The following is a 24,635-nucleotide window of genomic DNA, read 5'->3' on the forward strand; positions in this document are numbered from 1 at the left end:
ATGGCACGGGGACTCGAAGCCGCCATGCTGGCCAACCAGGTCGAGCTTGCTCCCGTCTATACCACTGCCCTGCCCGAGCCGATCATCCAGGCCGCAACGATGTGGAGCCACGCGCTGGCGGCGTTCATGTTCGCGGCCCTGGTCGGCTGGCTGGCGACTGTCAGGACGGGCGGACCGCGCCGGATCGCGCTGACCCTGGCCTGTGGGCTGACGGCCCTCTGGTGTGCGCTGGTTGCCACCAGTGGTGCGGGCGGCGTGGCGTCGAGCGTGGCCAAGAGCCTGGCCGATGCAGCCTGGGTCGGTTTCCTGTTCGCGCTCCAGCCGACGCTGGGCGCGGGCAAGCGGCGACCGGCGATCCTTGCGCTCTACATGCTACTCGCCTCGCTGATCCTGGCGGCGGTGGTGATCAAGCTGTTGCCGCTGCTATTCTCCGGCAGCCCGCGAATTCAGGAAGGGCTCTTCCTGTCGGGGCAGGCGATGCGCATCGCAATCGCCATCGGCGCGTTGTGCCTGCTGCACAATCTCTACACTGCGGCATCGCCGGAGGCGCGGTGGGGGCTGGGCTCGCCGATGCTGGCGCTCGCCGTGATGTGGGCCTTCGACCTCAACCTGGCGACCGTAGCCTATCTGATCGACAGCTGGCCCAAGGGGCTGTTCGCGCTGCGCGGCCTCATGATGGTGCTGATCGCGCCGTTGCTGGTGACGGTCAGCCGACTCGCCACCCTCAATCGCATGCGGACTTCGCGTAGCGCCGGCTTCCAGACCATGACCTTGGTGGTCAGCGGCGGCTATCTGGCCGCGATGGTGCTGTTCGCGCGGCTGCTTGCCGTGGGCGGGCATATCGAGCGGCTGCCCCAGCTCACCATTGCATTTGCATTCTCGGCCTTTGCGCTGTCGCTATTCCCCTCCACCCGGTTTCGCGAGCGGTTCAAGAAGGAGGTGGCCCGCCACCTTTTCCAGCACCGCTATGACTATCGCCTGGAATGGCGCCGCTTTACGGAAACCATCGGCCAACCCGGCGAGGCGGCGCCTGCACTGGCGGAACGAACGGTCAAGGCGATCGCCGATATCTTCGACTGTCCCGGCGGCTTGTTGATGTTGCGGAGTCACGATGGCGGGCTGGAAACGTCAGCGCGATGGAACTGGCAGTCGCTCGATGCACCGCAGGTGGCGGCCGGCGCGGACCTCGCCGCGCATCTCGAAGCCGAGGGCGAGGTGATCGAGCTCGAACAGATGCGCTCCGGGGAAACCGCGGTCGCGCTCCCGCTGGTGCCCGAGTGGATGGTGGCGGAGGAGCAGGGCTGGACGCTGGTACCGCTGATCCATTTCGACCGCTTGGTCGGCGCGGCCCTGCTCGAGCGCCCGCTCGAACCGCGGCTGCTGGACGACGAGGACCATGATCTGCTGAGGGTGGCGGGGCGGCAGGTTGCGAGCTATCTAGCCGAGGCCCGCGGACAGGAGGCGCTTTCCGATGCCCGGCGTTTCGACGAATTCAACCGGCGCTTTGCGTTCATCATGCATGATATCAAGAACCTGGTGAGCCAGCTGAGCCTGCTCGCGCGCAATGCCGAGCGCCATGCCGACAAGCCGGAATTCCGGGCCGACATGATCGACACACTGAAGAACTCGGTCGGCAAGATGAACGATCTGCTTGCGCGGCTGTCGCAGCACCACCGGCCGCAACCAGACGAACCGGCACCCTGGTCGCTGCGCGAACTGGCCGAGGAGCTGCTGCGCGAGCGCACCAACGCTTATCCCGTGCGGATCAGCGCACGCGACGAGGTGATGGCGGTGGTCGATCCGGATCGCTTCGAGCAGGCGCTCAGCCATCTTCTCCAGAATGCGATCGACGCGAGCCTGGGGGGTGAGCCGATCGACCTGATCATCGCGCGGCGCGGGCTGGAGGCAATAGTCGAGGTCATCGATCGCGGCTGCGGTATGTCGGCGGAGTTCATCCGGTCGCGGCTGTTCCACCCCTTTTCGTCGACCAAGCAGGACGGCTTCGGCATCGGCGCCTTCGAGGCGCGCTCCATCATTGCCGGCATGGGCGGACGGCTTGAGGTGCAAAGCCGCGAGGGCCAGGGCAGCCGTTTCACCATCGTCCTCCCGCTGGCGGCGCTGTTCGGCGGCAAGATCGGTGCGACGGCATGAGCACCGGCGCAAAGCCCCACCTGCTGATCGTCGAGGACGATGAAGGCCTGCAGAAGCAACTGCGCTGGGCCTATGAGGATTATGACGTGATCTCGGCCACCAGCCGGGCGGCGGCAATCGAAGCGTTACGCCATTATGAGCCGGCGGTGGTGACTCTTGATCTCGGCCTGCCGCCCGACCCCAACGGCACTACCGAAGGCTTCGCGACGCTCGACGCGATCCTTGCGCTCAAACCCGATACCAAGGTGATCGTCGCTTCCGGCCATGGCGCACGCGAAGGCGCGCTGCGCGCCGTGGCCGCCGGGGCTTATGATTATTATCATAAGCCGGTCGATATCGACGAACTCGGCCTTATCGTCGCGCGCGCCTTCCAGCTGCATGAGCTCGAGCAGGAAAATGCCCGGCTACAGGCGCAGGGCGACGGCGCGGCTCTGGACGGCGGCCTGATCACCAACGACCCGGCGATGCTGAAAGTCGCCCGAACGATCGAGCGAGTCGCGACCAGCGATGTCTCGGTCATGCTGCTCGGTGCAAGCGGCACCGGCAAGGAAGTGCTGGCGCGAGGCCTGCATCGCGCCAGCAAGCGCCGCGAAGGCAGTTTCGTCGCGATCAACTGCGCTGCCATCCCCGAAAACCTGCTCGAAGCCGAGCTGTTCGGCTACGAAAAGGGCGCCTTCACCGGCGCGATCAAGACCACTGAGGGCAAGATCGAGCAGGCGCAGGGCGGCACCCTGTTCCTCGACGAGGTCGGCGACATCCCGCTGCCGCTCCAGGTGAAGCTGCTGCGCTTCCTGCAAGAGCGGGTGATCGAGCGGATCGGCAGCCGCAAGACGATTCCCGTCGACACGCGGATCGTCTGCGCGACCCATCAGAATCTCGACGCGATGATCGCCGAGACGCGCTTCCGCGAGGATCTCTATTATCGGCTTGCCGAGATCGTGGTGCGGATCCCTTCGCTCGCCGAGCGCCCCGGCGACGCGCTGCTGATCGCACGCGTGCTGGTCAAGAAGCTCGCGCGCGACATGGGTTCGCCGGTTCGCGGCTTCGCACCCGATGCGCTGGCGGCGATCGACGGCTGGCTCTGGCCGGGCAATGTCCGCGAGTTGGAGAACAAGCTAAAGCGCGCGGTGATCATGGCCGACGGCAAGCTGATCACCGCCGAGGATCTCGACCTGCTGCCCGAGCGGGAGGATGGGGGCTTCCTGAACCTGAAGGCGGTTCGCGAGGTCGCCGACCGCACCGCGATCACGCGCGCTCTGGCGCGGAGCGAGGGTAACATCTCAAGTGCCGCGAAGATGTTGGGAATCAGCCGGCCGACTCTCTACGATCTGCTCAAGCAATATGGGATCGAGGCGTAACCCTTCCTATCGATCAGGCGGGTGCGGCTCGCGGCGTCACCGCGAGGCCGGGGTCTCGTTCGTCGGGGACGGAGTTGAGGTCGCGAACCTCTTTCGAGATCCCGGCCTCCGCCGGATGACGGAATGAGGTGAGTGGGGAACGTCGCAAAACCTGCCGCGGGGTGGCATGACGAGGAGTGTTGGATTATCCACCCGCGATGACCGACCCCACCCTCACCCGCATCGCCGACGCGCTCGATCGAATTGCGCCACTGCCCGCACCGCATGCCGATCCCGCCGCCCATGCCGCCTATGTATGGCGCGACGGCGGCCTTGCAGCGGCGCGCGCCTTCGCGCCGCTGCCGCTCGACCTGCTGACCGGCATCGACGCGCAGAAGTCGGCACTGGTTGACAATGCACGGCGGCTTGCCAGGGGCGCGGCGGCGCATGACGTGCTGCTCTGGGGTGCGCGCGGATCCGGCAAGTCGGCGCTCGTCAAATCCGCGGTCGCAGCCCTGCGCACCGAGGGGCACGATATCGCGCTCATCGAAGTGGCAGGCGAGAAGGTCGAGATGCTGCCCCGCCTGTTCGCGACGATCGCCGACGTGCCGCGCGCCTTTATCCTGTTCCTGGACGACCTCGGCTTCGACGATGCGGCCGGCGGCCAAGGGCCACGGCTGCTGCGCTCGATGCTCGAAGGTGGCGCCGAGGCGCGACCGGGCAACGCCAGGCTCCATGTCACCGCGAATCGCCGCCATATCGTCTCGCGCGATCTGAAGGAGCAGGACAGCCCGATCAATCCGCGGGACGTGATCGACGACAAGCTCGCGCTCGCGGACCGCTTCGGCCTGTCGCTCGGCTTCCATGTCTGCGACCAGGACACCTATGTCGCGATGGTGGCCGGCTATGCCGCCCGCTTCGGGCTGGACTTCCAGCCGCTCGATGCGATCGCCTGGGCGACGCAGCGGGGGAGCCGCTCGGGCCGGGTCGCATGGCAATATGTGGTGGAACTCGCGGGGCGGGCTGGAAAGACGGTTTAGCCGATGTCTCTCCTTCGCTCCAGAACACCGTCATCCCGGACCTGATCCGGGATCCCGCTGCCTTTGCCCGGCGATCAAACGATCGACGAAGAAAAGAAGCGAGATCCCGGATCAGGTCCGGGATGACGAAAATTCCAACGATCAAGTCTAAATGCCATAGCCCAACCCTCCAGGGAGGGTCTTATGCCGTCAGCTTGCCGCCGGCAGTCGCACCCGCACCAGTAGCCCGCCGAGATCCTCGCTCTCCTCGAGGCCAATCGTCCCGCCATAGATGCCGATCACGTCCCGGACGATAGCGAGGCCGAGGCCGGTGCCGGGCTTGCCGGTGTCCAGCCGCGCGCCGCGTTCGAACAGCTTGCCGCGCTCGGCGGGCGGGATGCCGGGGCCGTCATCCTCGATCAGGATCTCGACGAAGTCGATCTTGCGCGACACCGCGACGTTGGAGATTTCGCGGACCACGGTAACGAAGACGCGGCCCTGGCCATATTTGGCGGCATTCTCGATAAGGTTGCCCAGGATTTCGTCGAGATCCTGCCGCTCGACATGCACCACAGCCTTCTGGTCACCGATCATGTCGACCGTGACATGGCGATGCATCCGCGCCATCGCGCGCTCGACCGCCTTCAGCGATGGCCACACCTCGGCGCGGGCCTGCGCATTGGCGCGACGGCCTACCGCGCGGGCCCGCGCAAGATGGTGGTCGACCTGGCGGCGCATATCGGCGGTGGTCCGCACCACCGTCTCCACCAGTTCGGCGCTGCCGGCGGTCGCCTCGTTCATCAGCACGGTCAGCGGCGTCTTGAGCGCATGGGCGAGGTTGCCGGCATGGCGGCGCGCCTCCTCCGCCTGCCGCTCGTTATGCGCAAGCAGCTCGTTCAGCTCCTCAACCAAGGGGCGAACCTCGTTGGGAAGCTTGGCGTCGATCCGGGCGCTGGCACCCGAACCGACCGCCGCCACTGCCCGGCGCAGGCTGCGCAGTGGCCACAGGCCATAGGTCGCCTGCAGCGCCGCCAGGATGATCAGTCCGAGCCCGAGAATCGCGAAGGAGCGCACCAGTGTCCGCCTGAGCACCGTAATCTGGTCGTTGAGGCTGGCGCGACTGGCGGCGACCTGGAAGCGCCATTCGGTCGATGAGCCGGGAAGCCGCACCTCGCGGTCCAGCACGCGCAGCGGCTCGCCGTCAAACTCGTCGCTGTCGGCGACGTGAAGCTGCTGACCGGCGTGATCGCGCTGCTGGAGCAGGGCGCGATCCCAGAGCGACCTCGAGCGGAAGGGTTCATGGGCAGGGCCGGACACCTGCCAGTATAGGCCGGAATAGGGTTCCAGAAAGCGCTGGTCGCCCAGCGGGCGGTTGAACCGGACCTCGCCATCGGGGCCGATCTCGGCCGATGCGATCATCGCATTGAGGACATATTCGAGCTGGGCATCGAAATTGCGCGTAATCGCCTCGCTCAGCACCCGATCGAGCGCGAAGCCGCCGGCGAGCAGCAGCACGCTGATCCACAGCGCGGCAATCGAAATCATCCGCCCGGTCAGCGAGCCGGTCGAGTGGGTCTCGTTATGGCGCCGCCTGAAGAACCAGCTGCGCGCCGTGGCGAGCTGGCGTCTAAGCGTCATGGCCAGGCTTATGCCGGGTCATCCAGCGAATAGCCCAGGCCGCGGATCGTGGTTATAACATCCTGGCCGAGCTTCTTGCGGATGCGGGTGACGAACACCTCGATAGTGTTCGAATCGCGATCGAAATCCTGGTCGTAGATATGCTCGATCAGTTCGGTGCGGCTGACCACCTTGCCCTTGTGATGGAGCAGATAGCTGAGCAGCTTATATTCCTGCGCCGTCAGCTTCACCGGCTCGCCTGCCAGCGTTACCTTGCCGCTGCGCGTGTCGAGGCGGACGTCGCCCGCAATCAGTTCCGAAGATGCGTTGCCCGACGCGCGGCGGATCAGCGCCCGCAGCCGTGCGATCAACTCTTCGGTCTGGAACGGCTTGGCAAGATAATCGTCGGCGCCGGCATCGAGACCGGCGACCTTGTCCGACCAGCTGTCGCGCGCGGTCAGCACCAATACCGGCGTGTCCCTGCCTTCGCGCCGCCATCGGTCCAGCACCGTCAGCCCGTCGACCTCGGGCAAGCCGAGATCGAGGATGATCGCGTCGTAATTCTCGGTCGAGCCGAGAAAATGCCCGTCCTCGCCGTCGGTGGCGAGATCGATCGCATAGCCGGCGCCCTCGAGCGTGGCCCGCAATTGCCGGCCGAGATTCGGTTCATCCTCGACGATCAGGACGCGCATGTATTCCCCTTTTCAGATGCCCTCTCCGGGCATCGCTTATTGACCGACGCGGCCCAGTTCGCGCCCGGTGCGGCCGTCCATGTCCATCCATATCACCGATCCGCCCCGCTGAAACTTGAAACGGTAGCGCCCTGTTCCCGGATCGAACTCGGAACCGATCATTTGGCCGTCGACCCGGCCCTGCGCGCGTGCGCGCATCTCCTGATAAGGCAGGAACTCGCCAGAGCGCACACCGTTGCGCAAAGCATCCTGTTCGGGCGCGCGATTGCGATCCGCCGAGACCGGCGCGCTGGCGAGAAAGAAGATCGCCAGACACATGGCGGCAAGGGGGTTACGCATTGACATGGGGTATTGGCATAGGGTCTGGGGCTTGAATAGGGCATGAATGTTCGTGCTTTAGCGAAAACCGGCAACCTGTTGCCGATCGAAGACACCCCAGAACAGGCCCCCGACGGCTATGCCCGCACCTATACTCGCCTATCAGAATCTCGGCCTCGTGCAGGGCAGCGGCTGGCTGTTTCGCGGGCTCGACCTCTATGTCGCGCCGCGTGACCGGCTCGCACTGATCGGCCGCAACGGCGCCGGCAAGACGACCTTGCTCAAACTGCTGGCCGGGACGATCGATGCCGACGAGGGGCTGCGCACCATCGTGCCCGGCTCGCGCGTGGTGCTGCTCGAGCAGGAACCATCGATGGCCGGCCACGCGACCTTGCGCGACTTCGCCATGGCGGGCCCCGACGCGCCGGCGCTGCACGAGGTCGAGGCGATTGCCGATCAGATCGGCATCGACCTGTCGCGCGAGGCCGCAAGCGCCAGCGGTGGCGAACGCCGTCGCGCCGCGATTGCGCGCGCACTGGCGATGGAGCCGGACGTGCTGCTGCTCGACGAGCCGACCAATCATCTCGACCTCTTCGCGATAGAATGGCTGGAGGGCTGGCTCGGCCGCTTTACCGGTGCGTTCATCGCGATCAGCCATGACCGGACCTTCCTGACGCGGCTGACCCGCCAGACCCTTTGGCTCGATCGCGGTGCGATCCGCCGCCACGAGGTCGGCTTCGGCGGATTCGAGGCGTGGACCGAACGGGTCTATGAGGAGGAGGCGCGCAACGCCGAACGGCTCGACGCCAAGCTCAAGATCGAGGAGCATTGGAAACTGCGCGGGGTTACGGCGCGGCGCCGGCGTAACCAGGGGCGGCTTACCAAGCTCTACGAGATGCGCGAGCAGCGCAAGGCGATGCTCGGCCCGCCCGGGACCGCCCGGCTCGCCATCGCCGTCGATGACGTGAAGACCAAGGTCGTGATCGATGCCGAGCATGTCACCAAGCGTTTCGAACAGCGCACCATCATCAAGGATTTCAGCTTCCGCGTGACGCGCGGCGACCGGATCGGCGTGGTCGGCGCGAACGGCACCGGCAAATCGACCCTGCTCAAGCTGCTGACCGGGGAGCTGATACCGGACGAAGGGCGGGTCAAGCTGTCGAAGACCCTCAACGGCATCGTCATCGATCAGCAGCGCAAACTGATGGCGCCCGAAAAGCGGGTCCGCGACGTGCTCGCCGACGGCGGCGACTGGATCGATGTCCAGGGCGTCCGGAAACACGTCCATGGCTATCTCAAGGAGTTCCTGTTCGAGCCCGCCATCGCCGAAGCGAAGATCGGAACGCTGTCCGGCGGCGAACGATCGCGCGTCCTGCTGGCCCGCGAGTTCGCCCGGCCATCGAACCTTCTGGTGCTTGACGAGCCGACCAACGATCTCGACCTTGAGACGCTCGATCTGCTCCAGGAGGTGATCTCGGATTATGAAGGCACCGTCCTGATCGTCAGCCACGATCGCGACTTCCTTGACAGGACGGTGACGGTAACGCTCGGCCTCGATGGCTCGGGCAAGGTCGACATCGTCGCTGGCGGCTATGAGGACTGGGAGCGACAGCGAACCAGCCGTAGCGAACCGAAGCGCGCCGCCGCACCGAAGGCGGAGCCGTCTGCTCCGGCGAAGGCGAGGACGAAGCTGAGCTACAAGGATCAACGCGACCTGGAACTGCTGCCGGTGGAGATCGAAAAGCTGGAAGCGGCGATCACGCGCGACGAGGCGGCGCTGGCCGATCCGGACCTCTACGCGAACAACCCGAAGAAGTTCGATACGCTGATGCAGGCGATCGAAGCATCGCGGGCGAAAAAGGAAGAAGCAGAGCTGCGCTGGCTGGAATTGGCGGAAATGGCTGAGGGGCTAAACTAGGATCCTCCCCGCGCCGGGGGAGGATGGAGGAAAAGATCACCCTCCCGCTTTCGCCTGCCGATGGTGGTGGATCACTTCGTCGATGATGAAGCGCAGGAATTTCTCGGAGAAATCCGGATCCAGATTGGCGCTGTTGGCCAGCGTACGCAGCCTCTCGATCTGGGTTTTTTCGCGGGCGGGATCGGCGGGAGGCAAGCCGGTCGTGGCCTTATACTCGCCCACCGCCTTGGTGACCTTGAACCGTTCAGCAAGCATGAAGATCAGCGCGGCATCGATGTTGTCGATGCTTTCGCGGTAGCGACTCAGGATATCATCTGTCATGCCGCCACCCTCACCGTTGCTTGCAACTCGCCTAATGTTGATCGCTGCCGGGCTTGGCAAGTCTGATTTCGATCGAGAACGGCCGGACGGCGCTCTTCATATCGGTGCCGTATTGCGTTTCGCGCGATCGGGGCTCATGGGCGTGCCCATGACAGCCACCGTCACTCCGATCCGCCGCGCGCCGACGCCCTCGCTCGATCCCATCATGGCGTTGGTCGCCTCGGACATGAATGCGGTCAACAGCGTGATCCTGGCGCGGATGCAATCGGACGTGCCGCTCATCCCTGAACTGGCCGGCCATCTGATAGCTGGCGGCGGCAAGCGGATGCGGCCGATGCTTACGCTCGCTTGCGCGAAGCTGCTCGATTATAGCGGCGAGCGTCACCACAGGCTGGCCGCCACCGTCGAGTTCATCCACACCGCCACCCTGCTGCACGACGATGTCGTCGACCAGTCAGGCCTGCGCCGCGGGCGCAGCACCGCCAATATGATCTGGGGCAATGCCGCCAGCGTCCTGGTCGGGGACTTCCTGTTCAGTAGATCATTCGAGCTGATGGTCGAGGATGGGTCGCTCAGGGTGCTGCGCATCCTCTCCAATGCCTCGGCGGTTATCGCCGAGGGTGAGGTCAACCAGCTGACTGCGCAGCGTCGGATCGACACGAGCGAAGAACGTTATCTTGAAATCATCACCGCCAAGACCGCCATCCTGTTCGCCGCCGCCTGCCGCATCGCCGCAGTAGTGGCCGAACGCGAGCCTGCGATTGAGGAGGCACTCGATCAATATGGCCGCTATCTCGGCATCGCCTTCCAGCTGGTCGACGACGTCATCGACTATGTCTCGGACGGGGCGACGATGGGCAAGGACGCAGGTGACGACTTTCGCGACGGCAAGGTTACGCTGCCGGTGATCCTGGCCTTCGCCCGTGCCGACCCTGCGGAGCGCGAATTCCTGCGCGAGGCCATCGAGGGCCTGCGCAACGAGGACGACGACCTGGTCCGGGCGACCGCAATCCTCCGTGAAACCGGCGCGCTCGCCGACACAGCAGCACGCGCCCGCCACTATTCGCAGCGGGCTATCGATGCGCTGGCCCGCTTTCCCAACGGCTTGGCCAAGTCCGCCCTGATCGAAGCCGCCCAGTTCGCGGTGTCCCGGGCCTATTGAGATCGCGGAAACCCTGCACACTCCATGCCGTCATCGGCGCGGAAGTAGGTTGTGATGCAGAAAGCCACATCGATCCCGGACGAGCTGGAGTACAGTGATTGCACATGCTGGAATCCCTGGACTCTTCGGCCAGGAGATTCGCCACAGCCTCCGGCGAGGGATCGATAATCTGGCGGGAATGGGGCAACGGCCCCCCGTTGGTGTTGATCCACGGCGGTTTTGGATCGTGGCGGCATTGGGTGCGAAATATCCCTTCCCTGGCGGAACGTTTCCTGGTGTTGGCGCCCGATCTGCCGGGCATGGGCGACTCCGACCCGGTTACAGAAAGGGATACGCCAGGTGAGATCGTTACAGCGCTGAGTAGCGGACTGGTTCAAATCCTGGGAGCCAACCGCCATTATAATCTGGCAGGGTTCTCATTCGGCGGCATGATCGCGGGAGCCTTGGCTCAAGCTGATCGCGAACGCGTTCTATCGCTTGCGCTGGTGGCGCCGATTTGTCTGGCCACTGGCAGGCCGAGGCCGGAGGTAATGGGCCTGCGCGGACTGGTTGGTACGGAAAGGAGGGCGGCGCACAGGTGCAATCTGATGAGCACGATGTTTGCCGATCCCCGATCTGCGGACGATCTAGCCCTGGAAGTTCAGGAACAGAATCACCTTAGAGTTCGCGCAACAAGCTTCGCGCTCACGCGGCGCCCCTTTCTGCGCGACATGCTACCGGGAATTTCGCCGGTGCCTCATTTCATTTGGGGCGGTCGCGATAATTTCAGCGCAGATTATATGGACGAAAACGTCGCCATCGTTCGCGCCGCCCGGCCAGACGCGACGGTAGAGATCGTGCCGCACGCGGGTCACTGGCTTCCATATGAGAGGGCGGAGAGCGTTACCGCCTTCTTATGCCGATATAGCGAGTGAATGGTTGTTCGGGGTCTCGGTCGCATCGACTTGGAGCGTAGCGTAACGTGCCCCACAGGCCGGCATATTCCGTTCCGGCCGCCAGTTCGCCGGCGGCGCGACCGCTGTCGTCCGCTACACGCAACGCAACCGATCTGCCTCGGTTGAGGAATCTAGCTGCTGACATGTACATCGTTGCTGTCACGCGCGTAGTGAAGCTAAGGAGATGGCGCGGTCGACATGACGCGGTGAAAACCGAGGGAAAATGACGGAATCAAAGGCGGGTCAGGGTCGGAAATCCATCGACGCGCGCTCGCGCCCGACGCCGGCGCGAGGGATCGCGACGATCGAGGCGATCGTCGAAGCGGCCGAGCGGCTATGGGGTGCGCATGGTATAGAGGGTGCGTCGTTGCGCGAAATCAGCAACGCCGCGGGATCTGCCAACAAATCTTCCATCGGCTATCACTTTGGCGACAAGCACGGCCTGATCGGCGCGATCTTCAGATCGCGCATACCGGTGCTAGAAAAACGCCGCCAGCCACTTCTCGCCGCTGCGAAGGCGGAAGGGACATTGGGAGATCCGCTGACATTGTTCAGGATCACGTTCAAGCCGGTCTTTGACGAAGTCGACCGCTATGGCCGCCATAGCTTTGCCGCATTCCTGCGCGCCGTTAACCGCTTCCCTCAATGGGACGCCAGGGCGGGGACCCAAGAACTCGCACCCATCGCCTTTTTCGTAATGGGAGTTTTGAGAGAGCAGGTCAGCCATCTGCCGCAGACCCTGTTCGATGCCAGGGTCCGGTTGATCAACGAAATCTGCTACGGCGCGATCACCGATCAGGATGATGTTCATCAGGCTGCCGGCGCCGATGCCGATCTGCCCAACAAGATATTCGAAGACGCATTGAGTGCGTCCGCCCACCTTCTGTTTCTGGATAACTGACATAAGTCAGCGGCACGCTCTGTTATCAGCTGCTCCTTGGCCACCTCACTCCATATTCTGACATGATCGGAACTGCTCCGCCTGGCGCTTCGGAGGAGCGCGAGGCGGATGATGGCACTGCGTGGTTCGCGATTAATCAGCCGCGGGCCAGATCAGCCTCGGCTTTGGCCTTGGCCGCGTTGAGATGATCGAACAGGAAATTGGTCGCGTTGGTGGGCCGATGCAGCGTGAGTCCACCATCGACGGGGAGCGCAATTCCGGTGATGAACCCGGCCTCGTCGGAGGCGAGGAAGGTTGCCGCATAGGCGATGTCGATCGGCTTGCCGGGCTGCGGGAGCGGCTGCCACGCGGCCATCAGTTCATCCATGTAAAGCGGCATCCGTTCGGCAACCTCGGGAGAAGCCCCCACCAGATCGCCGTAGATCGGCGTCGCAAAGCCGCCGGGTATGATGACGTTGACGCGTATGTTGTGCGCGGCGAATTCCAGGGCCCCCAGCCGGCCCAGCGTGATGACGCCGCTTTTCGCCACCGAATAGGCGGGCGTGCCGGGCCGCAAATTGGTCGCGCCGACCGAGGATGTCAGAATGATCGAGCCCTTGCCGCGCTGCTTCATCGGCGGGATCGCATGCTTGATGCAAAGCGCGGAGCTTCGCAGCAGCATCGCCTGGGTGTCGTCCCAGCCGGCGACGGTCATCGTCTCCAGGCCCTCCTTCGCACCCGCCGCTCCAGCGTTGTGATACATGATATCGAGACCGCCAAAATCCTGCACGGCGCGCTCGACCGTGGCGGCAATCTCGTCTTCGTTCCTGATGTCGCACATCTGGAACCGCACATTTTCGGGGTAGCGCGCTTCCAGAAGCCTGCCCTTTTCAGCCTTGATGTCAGCGACGACCACCTTGGCGCCCTCCCCGACGAACATCTCGACGGCGGCCAACCCCATGCCCGAGGAGCCGCCGGTGATTACCGCCACCTTGTTCCGCAACCGCGCCATATGCATCCTCTCCAAGTCGAGGGACTTATTACAAACTGCGTTAGATAAAACAAGCGTCGACGACTGGGCCTTCTGCGCCGCTTCGCCACATTGCGAGCATCGGGAATTGGAGGCGAACTCCGCCTGTTGGCAAAGGATCGCGTCGATTCAGAGCGGGCGATCCCGCTGGTGAAGGCAGCTTGTCCGGTGCAGCAGACCAGGGAACGAAACCAACATTGCCGAAAAGACTTTCTTCGGCACTTCATTCTCAGGCCGCCGTCCTACGAAGCAGTGGGTGAGCGCAGAGGATCTCCTCCGAAGTCACGCCACATCGCAGGACAGTGTCATTTGCCTAAAGGTTCATCTCCCAAGGCTGCACGTATTGTCTGATGGAGGTGATGAATGGCGATCTCGTTACGTCCGACGGTAAAATGATCCTGAGCACCGGAGAGCAGTGTCGATTGGGTACTTTGGACGACCGGGTAATCTTCCTTGCGGACGGTCTCATGGGTCATCGTTGACCAGTGCCGCGTTTCTTCCTCCATTGGTGTCCCGATGAAGTCCTCACTGACCACGGTGCGAGAGATGGTTATCGACGTTTCCGGACTGTCCCCCGGCAGAACCTGGTTAATGAAAATTCGCTCTACCGGCTCCGCGCCGGATTCCTTTGCGGCGGAGAAAGCAGTATCGCTGGCGAATGCGAAGAAAGTCGTTGGGAAACAGGTGAAGGCAAGCTGTACGTAACGTTTTAGATCCTCCGTAGATGAAGGATCACACCGCTCTTTAATACCTAGAACCGGCGTCAGAAACTGAGTGTGGGTATGCAGGCGATCAAATTTCAGGACATTGGGAATAACGAAGCTGCCAAAACTCTTGGCGTGTAAGCTGATGAAATGATAGGATTCGCAATAGCCTTCAAACGCTAGTTTCCAGTTCGCGGCGGGCAGTTCGATCTGGTTGACCACCTTGAACCGATCGAGACGGCATTTCGTCAACAGATCTGCCATCTCCGGCCCAAGATACTCGTCGAGACCAAGCGGTTTGCCCGGGGTGAGCATGCCCCAGATCAGCCCCGCGCGCTCTTCCACCGCAAGCTCGGTGAGGCCATAATCGCACTTGTCGACATCGCCGAAGAGCCGGTTCTCTGGCAAGGCGAGGAGTTTGCCGTCCAGCCCATATGTCCAGGCATGATAGATGCAGGTGAAGCGCGGTTGTTTGCCCTTTCCTTCCTCGACCACCTTGGCGCCGCGATGTCGGCAGGCATTGATGAACAGCCGCACCTCGCCCGATTTGAGGCGCGTTAGGATCATCGGCACGCCGACACGGGTCATCGCCCAATAGCTGCCCGGCTCGGGCAGTTCGCTCGACAATGCTAGCATCATCGGGGTGTTCCGGAGTAGCTTGACTTCGCGCTCCCAGCGGTCGCGATCCGTGTAATCCGTCACGGGAACTTTCAGGATGCTGGGCGCCAGCGTCGGCTCCTTGCGCGCAACAAGCCCCATGAGATCATCATATTGGGAACGCAGTTCCGCGTGCTCAAAACCGCTCATCCTGTACACCTCTTTAAAAGCTTCAACACGGCACCAAAGGCAGACGCAACCGATTTCCGCGCTTGCGTAGCACTGGAAATAGCAGCCATGCGGGCAAAGGTCAATAAAATAGAGTGATTGATCACTCTCTACTTTTTATGCCCGAAGTGAGGGGATTTTCCGGTTCCCCGCGGATCCGAAGGCGATGAGGCACGGCCATGATGGCTGCACCGGCAGCAGCCAGCAAAACTCACCACGCCATGAAAATCCCGCGACAGCATTGGCCTTTCGCTGGGACGACGTTGCTATAGACTCCCCTCATGCTGCCTATCGACGCCGTACTGCCCGATTTGATCGCCGCCCTGGCAGCCGGAGCCAATGCGGTGTTGGTCGCCCCGCCGGGTGCGGGCAAGACCACGGCGGTGGCGCCGGCGTTGGCCGGTCAGGGCTGGTGCGACGGGCAGATCCTGCTGCTGTCTCCCCGCCGCCTTGCCGCCCGCGCCGCGGCCGAGCGGATGGCTGAGCTCGCGGGCGAGCCAGTCGGCAAGTCGATCGGCTACGCCACCCGGCTCGACAGCAAGCAGTCTGCGGCGACTCGGATCCTGGTCGTCACGGAGGGGATTTTCGTCAACCGGATCCAGGCCGATCCCGATCTGCCCGGCGTGTCGGCGGTGCTGTTCGATGAAGTCCACGAGCGGAGTCTCGACAGCGATTTCGGCTTGGCGCTGGCGCTGGATGCGCAGGCGGCGTTGCGGCCCGACCTCCGCATCGTCGCGATGTCGGCGACGCTCGATGGCGGGCGATTCGCCGACCTTCTCGGCGGCGCGCCGCTGATCGAGAGCGAAGGCCGGGCTTTCCCGATCGAACTCCGCCATGTCGCCCGCTCGGCCGAGAAGCGGATCGAGGACGACATGGCGGCGGTGATCCGCCGTGCGTTGGCCGAGGAGAAGGGAAGCCTGCTGGCCTTTCTGCCGGGTGTGGCCGAAATCGAGCGCACGGCCGAACGGCTGAGCGGCCTCCCCGAAGACGTGATTCTCCACCGTCTCCACGGATCGCTCGATCCGGCCGAGCAGCGCGCAGCGATTGCGCCCTCGGCCGGGGGCACCCGCAAGCTCGTGCTCGCCACCTCCATCGCGGAGACGAGCATCACCATCGACGGGCTGCGAATCGTCGTAGACTCGGGACTTGCCCGGCGTCCACGCTACGATCGCGCCGCCGGGATGACCCGGCTGGTCACCGAGCGTGCCAGCCAGGCCTCCGTGACGCAGCGCGCCGGCCGCGCCGGCCGCCAGCAGCCGGGCGTGGTCTACAGGCTGTGGGAGGCGGCGGCGACGGCCGGCCTGCCCCGCTTCGATCCGCCCGAGATACTGGAAACCGACCTGTCGGCGCTGACGCTCGATTGTGCACTGTGGGGCGTCTCGGATCCGGCGATGCTGCGCTGGCTCGATCCGCCGCCCCCCGCCGCGGTCGGCGAGGCGCGCGAGCGGCTGGCCCGGCTCGACGCAATCGATGCCGATGGCCGCCCTACCCCGCACGGCAAGGCGATAGCGGGCCTGCCGCTACCGCCCCGGCTCGGCCATATGATGATCCGGGCCGGCGAGCAGGGCTTTGCCGAGACGGCGGCGGAGGTGGCGGTATTGCTGTCCGAACGCGGCCTCGGCGGCCAGGATGCCGACCTCGAGCTGCGGCTGCGACGCTGGCGCAGCGAGCGCGGTAAGCGCGGCGAGGGTGCGCGGCAGCTGGCGGGACGCTGGGCGCGGCTCGTGGGCCAGCGCGGTCGCGACGACTCGATGATCGCCGCGGCGGTAGCTCTCGCCTATCCGGATCGCGTCGCCAAGCGCCGCTCCGCGTCGGGGGAAGACTGGGTATCCAGCGGGGGGCGCGGCTTCCGGCTCGATCCGACATCGCCGCTGGCGCGTAACGACTGGCTGGCGGTAGCCGAGATCCAGGGTGCGGCGTCGGGTGCAAGAATATTATCGGCGGTGCCAATCGCCGCGGCGGAGGTGGAGAAACTGTTTGCCGATCGCATCGAGATCCGCCGCACCGCGCGCTTCGATCCCGCAACGGGGGCGGTGGAGGCAAGGCGCGAGCGCCGCCTTGGCGCGATCGTGCTGGCGTCCGGCCGCGACGAAAGCGCCTCCCCCGCCATGATCAGCGCGGCCTTGCTCGATGCGGTGCGGACGCGCGGCCTCGATCTGCTCGCCTGGCCAGAGGGCGTGACGGCGCTACGCGCCAGGGCGGCATTCGCGGCCGAGCTTGGCGGCGCAATACCCGACCTGTCAGACGCCACCCTGATCCTGACGCTCGACGATTGGCTGGCGCCGCTGGTCGAGGGCAAGCGGCGGCTTTCGGACATTTCCGTCGCCAGCCTGTCGCACGCGCTCCACGATCTGCTCGGCTGGGACGGGCGGCAAGCGCTCGACCGGCTCGCGCCCGAGCATCTTTTGTCGCCGGCCGGCAGCCGCCATCCGATCGACTATGCGGCGGAAGGAGGGCCGGCGGTCGAGATCCGCCCCCAGGCGCTGTTCGGCCTGTCGTCGCACCCGATGGTGGGCGGCGGACGGGTGCCGCTGACCTTGCGGCTCACATCGCCTGCCGGCCGACCGATCCAGACCACCAAGGACCTTCCCGGCTTCTGGTCGGGTAGCTGGGCCGCCATCGCCAAGGAGATGCGCGGCCGCTATCCGCGGCACCCCTGGCCGGACGACCCGGCGGGCGCCGATCCGACGCTCCGGACGAAGAAGGCGATGCAGCGGTCTTGACGAGCGTCGCCGCGCTGCGGCAAGGCTCTCTCACCTACATCAACGCCGTCCGGGACAGTCCATATGGCGCATGCGCGCATCTACCAGCTCACCAAGAATGCGATGCAGTCGGGCCGCGCGCGCACCGACAGCTGGGTGCTCGAATATGAACCGACCGAAGCCAAGCGCGCCGATCCGCTGACCGGCTGGACCGGCTCCGGCGACACGCGCGGACAGGTTAAGCTGGGCTTCCCGACATTGGACGCGGCGCGCGCTTATGCCGAACGCGAGGGCCTGACCGCACATGTCGTCGCCGGCGCGGCGCGGACGCTCAAGCTGCAGGCCTATGCCGACAATTTCCAGGTCGGGCCGATCAACCTTTAAGGATCCCGCCGCCCAACAGCAGCAGCAGCTTCACGTCCATCATCTTGCCCAGCCCACGCTGGCGCTCGAGAAAGTCCGCCACCTCGTCGAGAGCGACCCGGTGGACGATGATATTCTCGCCCTCGACGCCGCCGCCGTCATGAACCTTCTCCAGCCCGGTTGCGCGCACCAGCGTGAAGGTTTCCGAGACCATGCCGGGCGACGATGCGAACTCGCCGATCGCCTCGATTCGAGCGGGCCGGTAACCGGTCTCCTCCTCCAGCTCGCGTGCCGCAGCGATCTCCATCGCCTCGTCCGCGGTTTCGTCGCCGATCAGTCCGGCGGGAAGCTCGATGCAGTTCGCCTTGAGCGGGACCCGATATTGCTCGACCAGCAGGATGTGCCCGGCGTCGATGGCGACGATCACCGCGGCGCGGATACCGCGGGCGCGGCCGACATATTCCCACTGGCCTTCGCGCTTTGCGGTGATGAAGCGGCCCTGCCACATCGTCTCGACCGGGGTCGTCACAGATAGATCATCCGGTTCGGCATCTCGTCGGGGTCGTTGCCGCTATGCGGGAAATGCTCGGCCAGAACGCCGCCGATCGCGCTGACGGCGGCGGCCATTCCCTCGCCTGGCAAACCTTCCTTGAGATGATCGACCAGCAGCGCCATCGCCGCGCCCCAGGCTTCGGGCGCCACCTTCGCGACGATCGCCTCGTCGGCCACGATCTCGGCACGATGCTCGGCGATCGACAGATAGATCAGCACGCCGGTACGGCTGCGGGTGCGCCGCTCTGTCGAGGCTTTGAACAGCGCTATCGCCCGGTTGCGGACGCGCCGCGTCTTGGTCTTGCCCGGCGTGAAGACCATGCGCAGCGGCCACCAGCCGATGACGAAGCGGGTGAACAGGAACTTGATCGTCACGGCGAAGACCATCACGGTCAGCAGCTCGCGCGGCGTCCAGATATGCCAGCCCCCGCTCAACCGGTCGATCAGGCCGATATAGACATCGGGGAAGGCGGCATAGACGGCCAGCGCAAGCAACGCGACCAGCGCTGCCCAGATCAGCGGCACATCGTTATAGCTGTCCGAACGCTCGGCGACGATCGTCGCGATCTCGGCATCCGAACGGCTTTCCGCCTCGGTGACGGCCTGCGTGACGAGCTCGATGTCTTGTTCGTCGATGCTGATGATATTCTGCATCACCAGCTCCCCGACGATCCGCCGCCGCCGAACGAACCGCCGCCGCCCGAAAAGCCGCCACCGCCGCCCCAGCCACCGCCGGAACTCCCACCCCAGCCGCCGCCGCCTCCGCCGCCCCAGCCAGGACCCCATAGGATGACCGGGCCGCCGCCGCGGCGATAGCGACGACCGCCGCCGAAACGATTGGCGATGCTCGATCCGAAGATGAAGAGCAGCACTATGATCCAGAAGATCAGCGAGATCGGCGGGCCGCTTTCCTGCCGCTGGCGGTCGTCCGCGACGATCTTGGCCGCCTGCGCACGCGCCTGGTCGGGGGGAAGCTGGAGCAGGCCGATCAGCGCGTCGCTGCCGGCAATGATGCCGCCGGCCATGTCCTGGGCGCGAAACCTGGGCAGGATGTTGTGCTGGATGATCACGCTCGACAGCGCATCGGTGACGATCGGTTCCAGGCCATAGCCGACCTCGATCCGAACCTTGCGCTCGTTGGGCGCGACTAGGAGGAGCAGCCCGTCATTGGCCTTCTTGTCGCCGAGTCCCCATTTGCGGCCGAGCTGATAGCCATAATCCTCGATCGGATAGCCCTGCAGGTCCGGGATCGTCGCGACCACCATCTGCCGCCCGCTCTGCTGTTCCAGCTGCGCGAGCTTCGCATCGAGCGCGGCAGCCTGATCGGGTTGGAGAAGATGGGCGTTATCGACGACCCGGCCGGTGAGCGCGGGAAAGGTCTGCGCGAAGGCGGGCGCGGCGAGGACAGCGAGGAGCGCCACTAGCATCCAGACAATCCCCTTCCCCTTCAAGGGAAGGGGGAAAGAAGCTGCTCGCGCCACCGTCTCAGATCTCAAAAGCTGACAGTCGGCGCGTTGGCGGCACCGGCGCTGGCCTCGAATGGCTGCAGCGGCTGGGCGCCATGGAAGACCTTGGCGCCGATCGCGGTCGGGAAGGTGCGGATCAGCGTGTTATAGCTGCGCACCGCTTCGTTATAATCGCGGCGAGCGATCGAGATGCGGTTTTCCGTGCCTTCGATCTGGCTCTGCAGCGCCAGGAACTGATCGCTCGACTTGAGCTCGGGATAGGCCTCCGACACGGCGAGCAGCCGGCCCAGCGAGCCGCTGAGCTGTGCCTGGGCATCGGCGAAAGCCTTCACCTTGGCTGGATCCTGCAAATCGGCGCCCGACAGCTGGATGCTGGTCGCTCGGGCGCGGGCGTTGGTGACGTCGGTGAGCACCGACTTCTCCTGCGCCGCATAGCCCTTCACTGTGTTGACGAGGTTGGGGATGAGATCGGCGCGGCGCTGATATTGGGTCTGGACATCGGCCCACTTCGCCTTCGCTTCCTCCTGCGCGGCCGGCACGCTGTTGATGCCGCAGCCGCTGACCGCAATCGCGGCGACCGGAGCAAGCAGGGCGGCGGAGAAACGACGATCGATGCTCATCTGCTGGTCTTCCCTGAACCGACTATATCAGCGAGCTACGTATTGCCGACGCGGAGGAGTTCAATGCCCGGCTTGACCTTTATTGCACGAGGGTGATGATCGCATCACGGCCAAGCTGCCTCAAAACGCATAAGGAGAGCCTGACATGCTCAACGATTTCAAGGCCTTCATCAACAAGGGCAATGTCGTCGACCTGGCGGTGGCGGTCATCATCGGCGCGGCGTTCGGACGCATCATCACCTCGCTGACCGACGACCTCATCATGCCGGTGATCGGCTATCTCACCGGCGGCCTCGATTTTTCCAGCCATTTCATCCGGCTCGGCGCGATCCCCGCCGGTTTCGCGGGTTCTCTCACCAGCTATGCGGATCTCAAGAAAGCCGGCGTACCGCTGCTCGGCTTCGGCCAGTTCATCACCGTTACCGTCAACTTCCTGATCGTGGCGTTCATCGTGTTCCTGGCGGTGCGCGCCGTGCAACGGCTCCAGCGGAAGCAGGAGGAGGCACCCGCGGCGCCCGCTGAGGATGTGGTGCTTTTGCGGGAGATATTGGCGGAACTGAAAAGGAAGGGCTGATCCGCGCACGGGAAGGCTTCAAATATCCGCGACACGCCCCTATATGGGTGCTGCCGGGTTCGCCCGGCTATGGTGATAAACGATGTCGCGAAATAGATGCAGCGGACCCGGGGGCGGTACCCGGCGGCTCCACCAGAAGGCCCGGCAACGGGGTTCCTGACGGGGCCGAACTAGGATCGACGTGTATTCAAAGGCGATGTTTTTGCCCGGCCTGAATGAGCCGTTAAACCGTTCGAACCTACAAGTGCTAACGATAACGAGGCACTCGCGATCGCCGCGTAACCTAGTCCTCACGGACAAAGTTACTAAGGCTTAGCGCGGTTCGGTCCGCACCGGGCAACAGAAGCGGAATCCAGCGGTTCGGGGAGCACCGGGCAACAGAAGCTCCCCACTTCGTTAGATTTTTGCCCTCAAACGCCGGGCGCGAGGCATCCGCCTCGCTTGGCTTCCTCGCAATAAGCTCGGGCGGCCTTTGGCCTTGCGGAGCCCTGCGGGGCTCTGACGCTGGTCTGCTTGGCGCATTCGCGAGATTCGAAGAGACAAGCGCGTGCAGCGCGTCCGAGCGATAGCGAGGAAGCCAAGCAGGACGGATGTCCTGCGCCCGGCGTTTGAGGGCCTAAAAACAACTGTGTATTCCGTATAATACAGTCTTGCGCCGTTGAAATCTGCGGATAATCTCCCGGCCATGGCCCGTTCGGGAGATAATCTTCATGGATAGACGTCAATTTATCGGCTCGGCCGGTCTGGCCCTGCTTGCCGGCGCGGTGCCGAGGCTCGTCGAGGCTGCCGCGATTTCGGGCAATGCCGCCGACCAGAAGCTCTCCGCACTCGCCGCTGCGCTGTGGGAGCAGAAGCTCGACCATGATCCCGAACTGGCGACCGGCCTCGGCCTCGACAAGGGTGCGCGCGCTGCCGCCAAGAGCAAGCTCGACGGCTATAGCAAGGCCACCGAAGCCAGCAGCCTCGCCCGCAACAAGGCCGCACTGGCCCAGCTCCGCAGCCTGGACCGCGCCGCGCTGTCGTCCAAGGCGCAGCTCAATTACGACGTCATCGTCTACATCTACGAGCAGATCACCAAGGGCGGCAGCAAATATGCCTTTGGCAGCACCGAAGGCTATTATGAGCCTTATGCGATCAGCCAGCTGACCGGCCCCTACTCGCAGGTCCCCGATTTCCTCGACTCTCAGCATGTGATCGAAACCAGGCCCGATGCTGACGCCTATGTCGCGCGGCTTCGCGAGTTCGCTCGGGTGCTCGACGAGAATACGCGCTTCCAGCAGGAGGATGTCCGCTACGGTGCTTTCGCGCCGGACTTTGCCCTCGACCTGACCATGGCACAGCTCAAGGCGCTGCGCGATACGCCCGCCGCGAACACCGTGATGGTCGAGTCGGTTGTCCGCCGGACGAAGCAGAAGAACATCGCCGGCGACTATGGTGCGATGGCCGAGAAGATCGTGGTCAGCGAGGTGTTTCCGGCACTCGACCGCCAGATCGCGCTCGTCGCCGGGCTGCGCAAGGCGGCTACGCATGACGCCGGAGTTTGGCGGCTGCCGAAGGGCGACGAATATTATGCCGACGCGCTGATGAATGCGACGACGACCAAGCTGACACCCGAGGAAGTCCATGCTCTCGGCCGCGAGCAGGTCGCGGACATCTCGTCGCAGATCGATGCGATCCTGAAGAGCCAGGGCATGACCAAGGGTTCGATCGGCGAACGGCTGACCGCGCTCAACCATGATCCGAAGCAGCTCTTCCCCAACACCGACGCCGGTCGCACCGCGTTGATCGACTATATCAACGGGCTGGTGAAGGTGATCGAGGCCAAGCTGCCCCAGGCTTTCGCAACGCTTCCGCAAGCCAAGCTAGAGGTGAAGCGGGTGCCGCCGTTCATCCAGGACGGCGCGCCCAACGGCTATTACAACTCGGCGGCGCTCGATGGCTCGCGCGGCGCGATCTACTATATCAACCTCAAGGATACCGCCGACTGGCCTCGCTACGGCCTGCCGAGCCTGACCTATCATGAGGGCGTTCCCGGCCATCACCTCCAGATCAGCCTGGCGCAGGAGGCGAAGGACCTGCCGATGCTGCGCAAGGACGCGCCGTTCGGCGCCTATGTCGAGGGCTGGGCGCTCTATTCGGAGCAGCTCGCCGACGAATTGGGCGTCTATGAGGGCGATCCGATCGGCCGCGCCGGCTTCCTCCAGAGCTTCCTGTTCCGTGCTGTGCGGCTCGTCACCGACACCGGCATTCACTTCAAGCGCTGGAGCCGCGAGCAGGCCACCGACTATATGGTCGAGGCGACCGGCTTCGCCCGCCCGCGCACCCAGCGCGAGGTCGACCGCTATTGCGTCTGGCCGGGCCAGGCCTGCAGCTACAAGATCGGCCATATGAGCTGGGTCAAGGCGCGCGAGCGGGCCAAGGCGATCCAGGGCGCGAAGTTCGATATTCGCGAGTTCCACCAGGTGCTGCTCGAAGGCGCGTTGCCGCTGACGATCCTGGAGAATGTCGTCGAGGCGCGCGCGCTGGCGCGTGCGTAGGGTCGCGCTAGCAACTCTTTCCCCTGCGGGGAGAGGGGCTCTCCTCCGAAAACAACGTCATTCCCGGACTTGATCCGGGATCTCGCTTCTCTTCCCGCCCGGCAGCTATCGAGGCACGCGAAGGCAGCGGGATCCCGGATCAAGTCCGCGATGACGAACAAAAGGGGGGCGGGAATGGCGTAGCCCCCCACGGGGAGAGGGTTTTCGCTTGACTCTTCCTTTGCACGTACCGATCTGTAACATCAGTTCGGGACGAGGAGCAGCAGGATGATCGATCTCTATTATTGGGGGACGCCCAATGGGCACAAGATCACCCTCTTCCTCGAGGAGGCGGGGCTCGATTACCGGGCGCATCCGATCGACATCTCCAAGGGCGAGCAGTTCGCTCCCGACTTCCTGAAAATCTCTCCGAACAATCGTATTCCGGCGATCGTCGACGACGACCCGGCAGGCGGCGGGGCCCCGCTGTCGCTGTTCGAATCGGGTGCGATCCTGCTCTATCTTGCCGAGAAGACGGGGCGTTTCCTGCCCGCCGACCTCGCTGGCCGCGCCGAGGTGCTGCAATGGCTGTTCTGGCAGGTGGGCGGGCTCGGCCCGATGGCCGGGCAGAATCATCACTTCGGCACCTTCGCCCCCGAGAAGATTCCCTATGCTATCGAGCGCTATGTGAAGGAGACGGCGCGTCTCTATGGAGTGCTCGACAAGCGGCTCGCCGATCGCGCCTTCGTGGCCGGCGAGGCGTATTCGATCGCCGACATGGCGATCTATCCCTGGATCGTGCCCCATGAGCGGCAGAACCAGGACCTCGACGACTTCCCCCATCTCAAGCGCTGGTTCGAAGCCATCGCCACCCGCCCCGCGACGACACGCGCCTATGCGGTGTTCGATCGGATCAAGGACGCAGCTTAGACC

22 protein-coding genes and 1 other RNA gene are annotated in these 24,635 nt (G+C 64.5%); 13 read left to right on the forward strand and 10 right to left on the reverse strand.

The window, feature by feature from the left end; genetic code table 11:
• The 3 genes from prsK (at position 1) to AAC645_RS08100 (ending at position 4,528) form a co-directional block, all read left to right on the forward strand.
• Positions 1-2,151 (forward strand): XrtA/PEP-CTERM system histidine kinase PrsK, encoded by a 2,151-nt coding sequence (gene prsK, locus AAC645_RS08090; RefSeq protein WP_340315131.1) that lies wholly within the window; start codon positions 1-3, stop codon positions 2,149-2,151.
• The gene (prsR, locus tag AAC645_RS08095) at positions 2,148-3,509 is read left to right on the forward strand and encodes a PEP-CTERM-box response regulator transcription factor (protein ID WP_340315133.1); all 1,362 of its coding nucleotides are present in this window, start codon (positions 2,148-2,150) and stop codon (positions 3,507-3,509) included. Before prsK ends, prsR begins: the two co-directional genes overlap by 4 nt.
• A 197-nt stretch (positions 3,510-3,706) precedes the next feature.
• Positions 3,707-4,528 carry an ATP-binding protein gene (locus tag AAC645_RS08100; protein WP_340315135.1) on the forward strand — a complete coding sequence of 274 codons (822 nt, stop codon included), beginning with the start codon at positions 3,707-3,709 and terminating at the stop codon, positions 4,526-4,528.
• 189 nt (positions 4,529-4,717) lie between these two features.
• On the opposite strand, the gene AAC645_RS08105 is transcribed toward AAC645_RS08100, so the two are convergent.
• From AAC645_RS08105 to AAC645_RS08115, 3 genes are all read right to left on the reverse strand, one after another.
• Positions 4,718-6,052, reverse strand: coding sequence for a sensor histidine kinase (locus tag AAC645_RS08105; RefSeq protein WP_340315196.1), 1,335 nt, complete (start codon positions 6,050-6,052; stop codon positions 4,718-4,720).
• Positions 6,053-6,153: 101 nt separating this feature from the next.
• A complete protein-coding gene (locus tag AAC645_RS08110) occupies positions 6,154-6,816 on the reverse strand; it encodes a response regulator transcription factor (protein WP_340315137.1) in 663 nt (220 codons plus the stop codon).
• Between the two features lie 36 nt (positions 6,817-6,852).
• Complete coding sequence (locus tag AAC645_RS08115) at positions 6,853-7,161, reverse strand: PepSY domain-containing protein (protein WP_340315138.1); 309 nt, start codon at positions 7,159-7,161, stop codon at positions 6,853-6,855.
• 112 nt (positions 7,162-7,273) lie between these two features.
• On the opposite strand from AAC645_RS08115, the gene AAC645_RS08120 reads away from it, so the two are divergent.
• On the forward strand, positions 7,274-9,052 hold the full coding sequence (locus AAC645_RS08120) for an ATP-binding cassette domain-containing protein (RefSeq protein WP_340315140.1): 1,779 nt from the start codon (positions 7,274-7,276) through the stop codon (positions 9,050-9,052).
• Between the two features lie 36 nt (positions 9,053-9,088).
• Here the strand turns inward: AAC645_RS08120 and AAC645_RS08125 are convergent, their stop codons facing one another.
• Entirely contained in the window at positions 9,089-9,373 is a 285-nt protein-coding gene (locus AAC645_RS08125) for a chorismate mutase (protein WP_340315141.1), read from the reverse strand.
• A gap of 148 nt (positions 9,374-9,521) precedes the next feature.
• Between AAC645_RS08125 and AAC645_RS08130 the strand changes: the two genes are divergently transcribed.
• From AAC645_RS08130 to AAC645_RS08140, 3 genes are all read left to right on the forward strand, one after another.
• Positions 9,522-10,535 carry a polyprenyl synthetase family protein gene (locus tag AAC645_RS08130; RefSeq protein WP_422785809.1) on the forward strand — a complete coding sequence of 338 codons (1,014 nt, stop codon included), beginning with the start codon at positions 9,522-9,524 and terminating at the stop codon, positions 10,533-10,535.
• Between the two features lie 104 nt (positions 10,536-10,639).
• The gene (locus AAC645_RS08135; RefSeq protein ID WP_340315199.1) at positions 10,640-11,449 is read left to right on the forward strand and encodes an alpha/beta fold hydrolase; all 810 of its coding nucleotides are present in this window, start codon (positions 10,640-10,642) and stop codon (positions 11,447-11,449) included.
• A 244-nt stretch (positions 11,450-11,693) separates the two neighbouring features.
• Positions 11,694-12,371 carry a TetR/AcrR family transcriptional regulator gene (locus AAC645_RS08140; protein ID WP_340315142.1) on the forward strand — a complete coding sequence of 226 codons (678 nt, stop codon included), beginning with the start codon at positions 11,694-11,696 and terminating at the stop codon, positions 12,369-12,371.
• Positions 12,372-12,507: 136 nt separating this feature from the next.
• Here AAC645_RS08140 and AAC645_RS08145 read toward each other — a convergent pair whose 3' ends face one another.
• Together AAC645_RS08145 and AAC645_RS08150 are read right to left on the reverse strand one after the other, a co-directional pair.
• The gene (locus tag AAC645_RS08145; protein WP_340315143.1) at positions 12,508-13,362 is read right to left on the reverse strand and encodes an SDR family NAD(P)-dependent oxidoreductase; all 855 of its coding nucleotides are present in this window, start codon (positions 13,360-13,362) and stop codon (positions 12,508-12,510) included.
• A 323-nt stretch (positions 13,363-13,685) separates the two neighbouring features.
• Positions 13,686-14,891: an aromatic ring-hydroxylating oxygenase subunit alpha gene (locus AAC645_RS08150; RefSeq protein ID WP_340315144.1), complete on the reverse strand. Its 1,206-nt coding sequence runs from the start codon at positions 14,889-14,891 to the stop codon at positions 13,686-13,688.
• 299 nt (positions 14,892-15,190) lie between these two features.
• Here AAC645_RS08150 and hrpB point away from each other — a divergent pair, with 299 nt between their 5' ends.
• Both hrpB and AAC645_RS08160 read left to right on the forward strand, forming a co-directional pair.
• Positions 15,191-17,632 carry an ATP-dependent helicase HrpB gene (hrpB, locus tag AAC645_RS08155; RefSeq protein ID WP_340315145.1) on the forward strand — a complete coding sequence of 814 codons (2,442 nt, stop codon included), beginning with the start codon at positions 15,191-15,193 and terminating at the stop codon, positions 17,630-17,632.
• Between the two features lie 63 nt (positions 17,633-17,695).
• Positions 17,696-17,995: an ETC complex I subunit gene (locus AAC645_RS08160; protein ID WP_340315146.1), complete on the forward strand. Its 300-nt coding sequence runs from the start codon at positions 17,696-17,698 to the stop codon at positions 17,993-17,995.
• Here AAC645_RS08160 and AAC645_RS08165 read toward each other — a convergent pair.
• From AAC645_RS08165 to AAC645_RS08180, 4 genes are all read right to left on the reverse strand, one after another.
• Complete coding sequence (locus tag AAC645_RS08165; RefSeq protein WP_340315201.1) at positions 17,985-18,482, reverse strand: NUDIX hydrolase; 498 nt, start codon at positions 18,480-18,482, stop codon at positions 17,985-17,987. The genes AAC645_RS08160 and AAC645_RS08165 overlap by 11 nt on opposite strands.
• A gap of 17 nt (positions 18,483-18,499) precedes the next feature.
• Positions 18,500-19,180, reverse strand: a complete 681-nt coding sequence (locus AAC645_RS08170; RefSeq protein WP_340315147.1) for a TPM domain-containing protein — start codon at positions 19,178-19,180, stop codon at positions 18,500-18,502.
• A complete protein-coding gene (locus AAC645_RS08175; protein ID WP_340315148.1) occupies positions 19,180-19,953 on the reverse strand; it encodes a TPM domain-containing protein in 774 nt (257 codons plus the stop codon). Before AAC645_RS08175 ends, AAC645_RS08170 begins: the two co-directional genes overlap by 1 nt.
• Before the next feature lie 65 nt (positions 19,954-20,018).
• The gene (locus AAC645_RS08180; RefSeq protein WP_340315150.1) at positions 20,019-20,612 is read right to left on the reverse strand and encodes a LemA family protein; all 594 of its coding nucleotides are present in this window, start codon (positions 20,610-20,612) and stop codon (positions 20,019-20,021) included.
• 145 nt (positions 20,613-20,757) lie between these two features.
• Here AAC645_RS08180 and mscL point away from each other — a divergent pair, with 145 nt between their 5' ends.
• The 4 genes from mscL (at position 20,758) to AAC645_RS08200 (ending at position 24,632) form a co-directional block, all read left to right on the forward strand.
• The gene (gene mscL / locus AAC645_RS08185) at positions 20,758-21,186 is read left to right on the forward strand and encodes a large conductance mechanosensitive channel protein MscL (RefSeq protein ID WP_340315151.1); all 429 of its coding nucleotides are present in this window, start codon (positions 20,758-20,760) and stop codon (positions 21,184-21,186) included.
• Between the two features lie 13 nt (positions 21,187-21,199).
• Positions 21,200-21,540: a transfer-messenger RNA gene (ssrA, locus tag AAC645_RS08190) on the forward strand.
• 356 nt (positions 21,541-21,896) lie between these two features.
• Entirely contained in the window at positions 21,897-23,723 is a 1,827-nt protein-coding gene (locus AAC645_RS08195) for a DUF885 domain-containing protein (RefSeq protein ID WP_340315152.1), read from the forward strand.
• A gap of 267 nt (positions 23,724-23,990) precedes the next feature.
• Positions 23,991-24,632 (forward strand): glutathione binding-like protein, encoded by a 642-nt coding sequence (locus AAC645_RS08200; protein WP_340315154.1) that lies wholly within the window; start codon positions 23,991-23,993, stop codon positions 24,630-24,632.
• The last annotated feature ends 3 nt before the right edge of the window (positions 24,633-24,635 follow it).

The sequence above is a fragment of the Rhizorhabdus argentea genome (assembly GCF_037861105.1).
Classification (GTDB): domain Bacteria; phylum Pseudomonadota; class Alphaproteobacteria; order Sphingomonadales; family Sphingomonadaceae; genus Rhizorhabdus; species Rhizorhabdus argentea.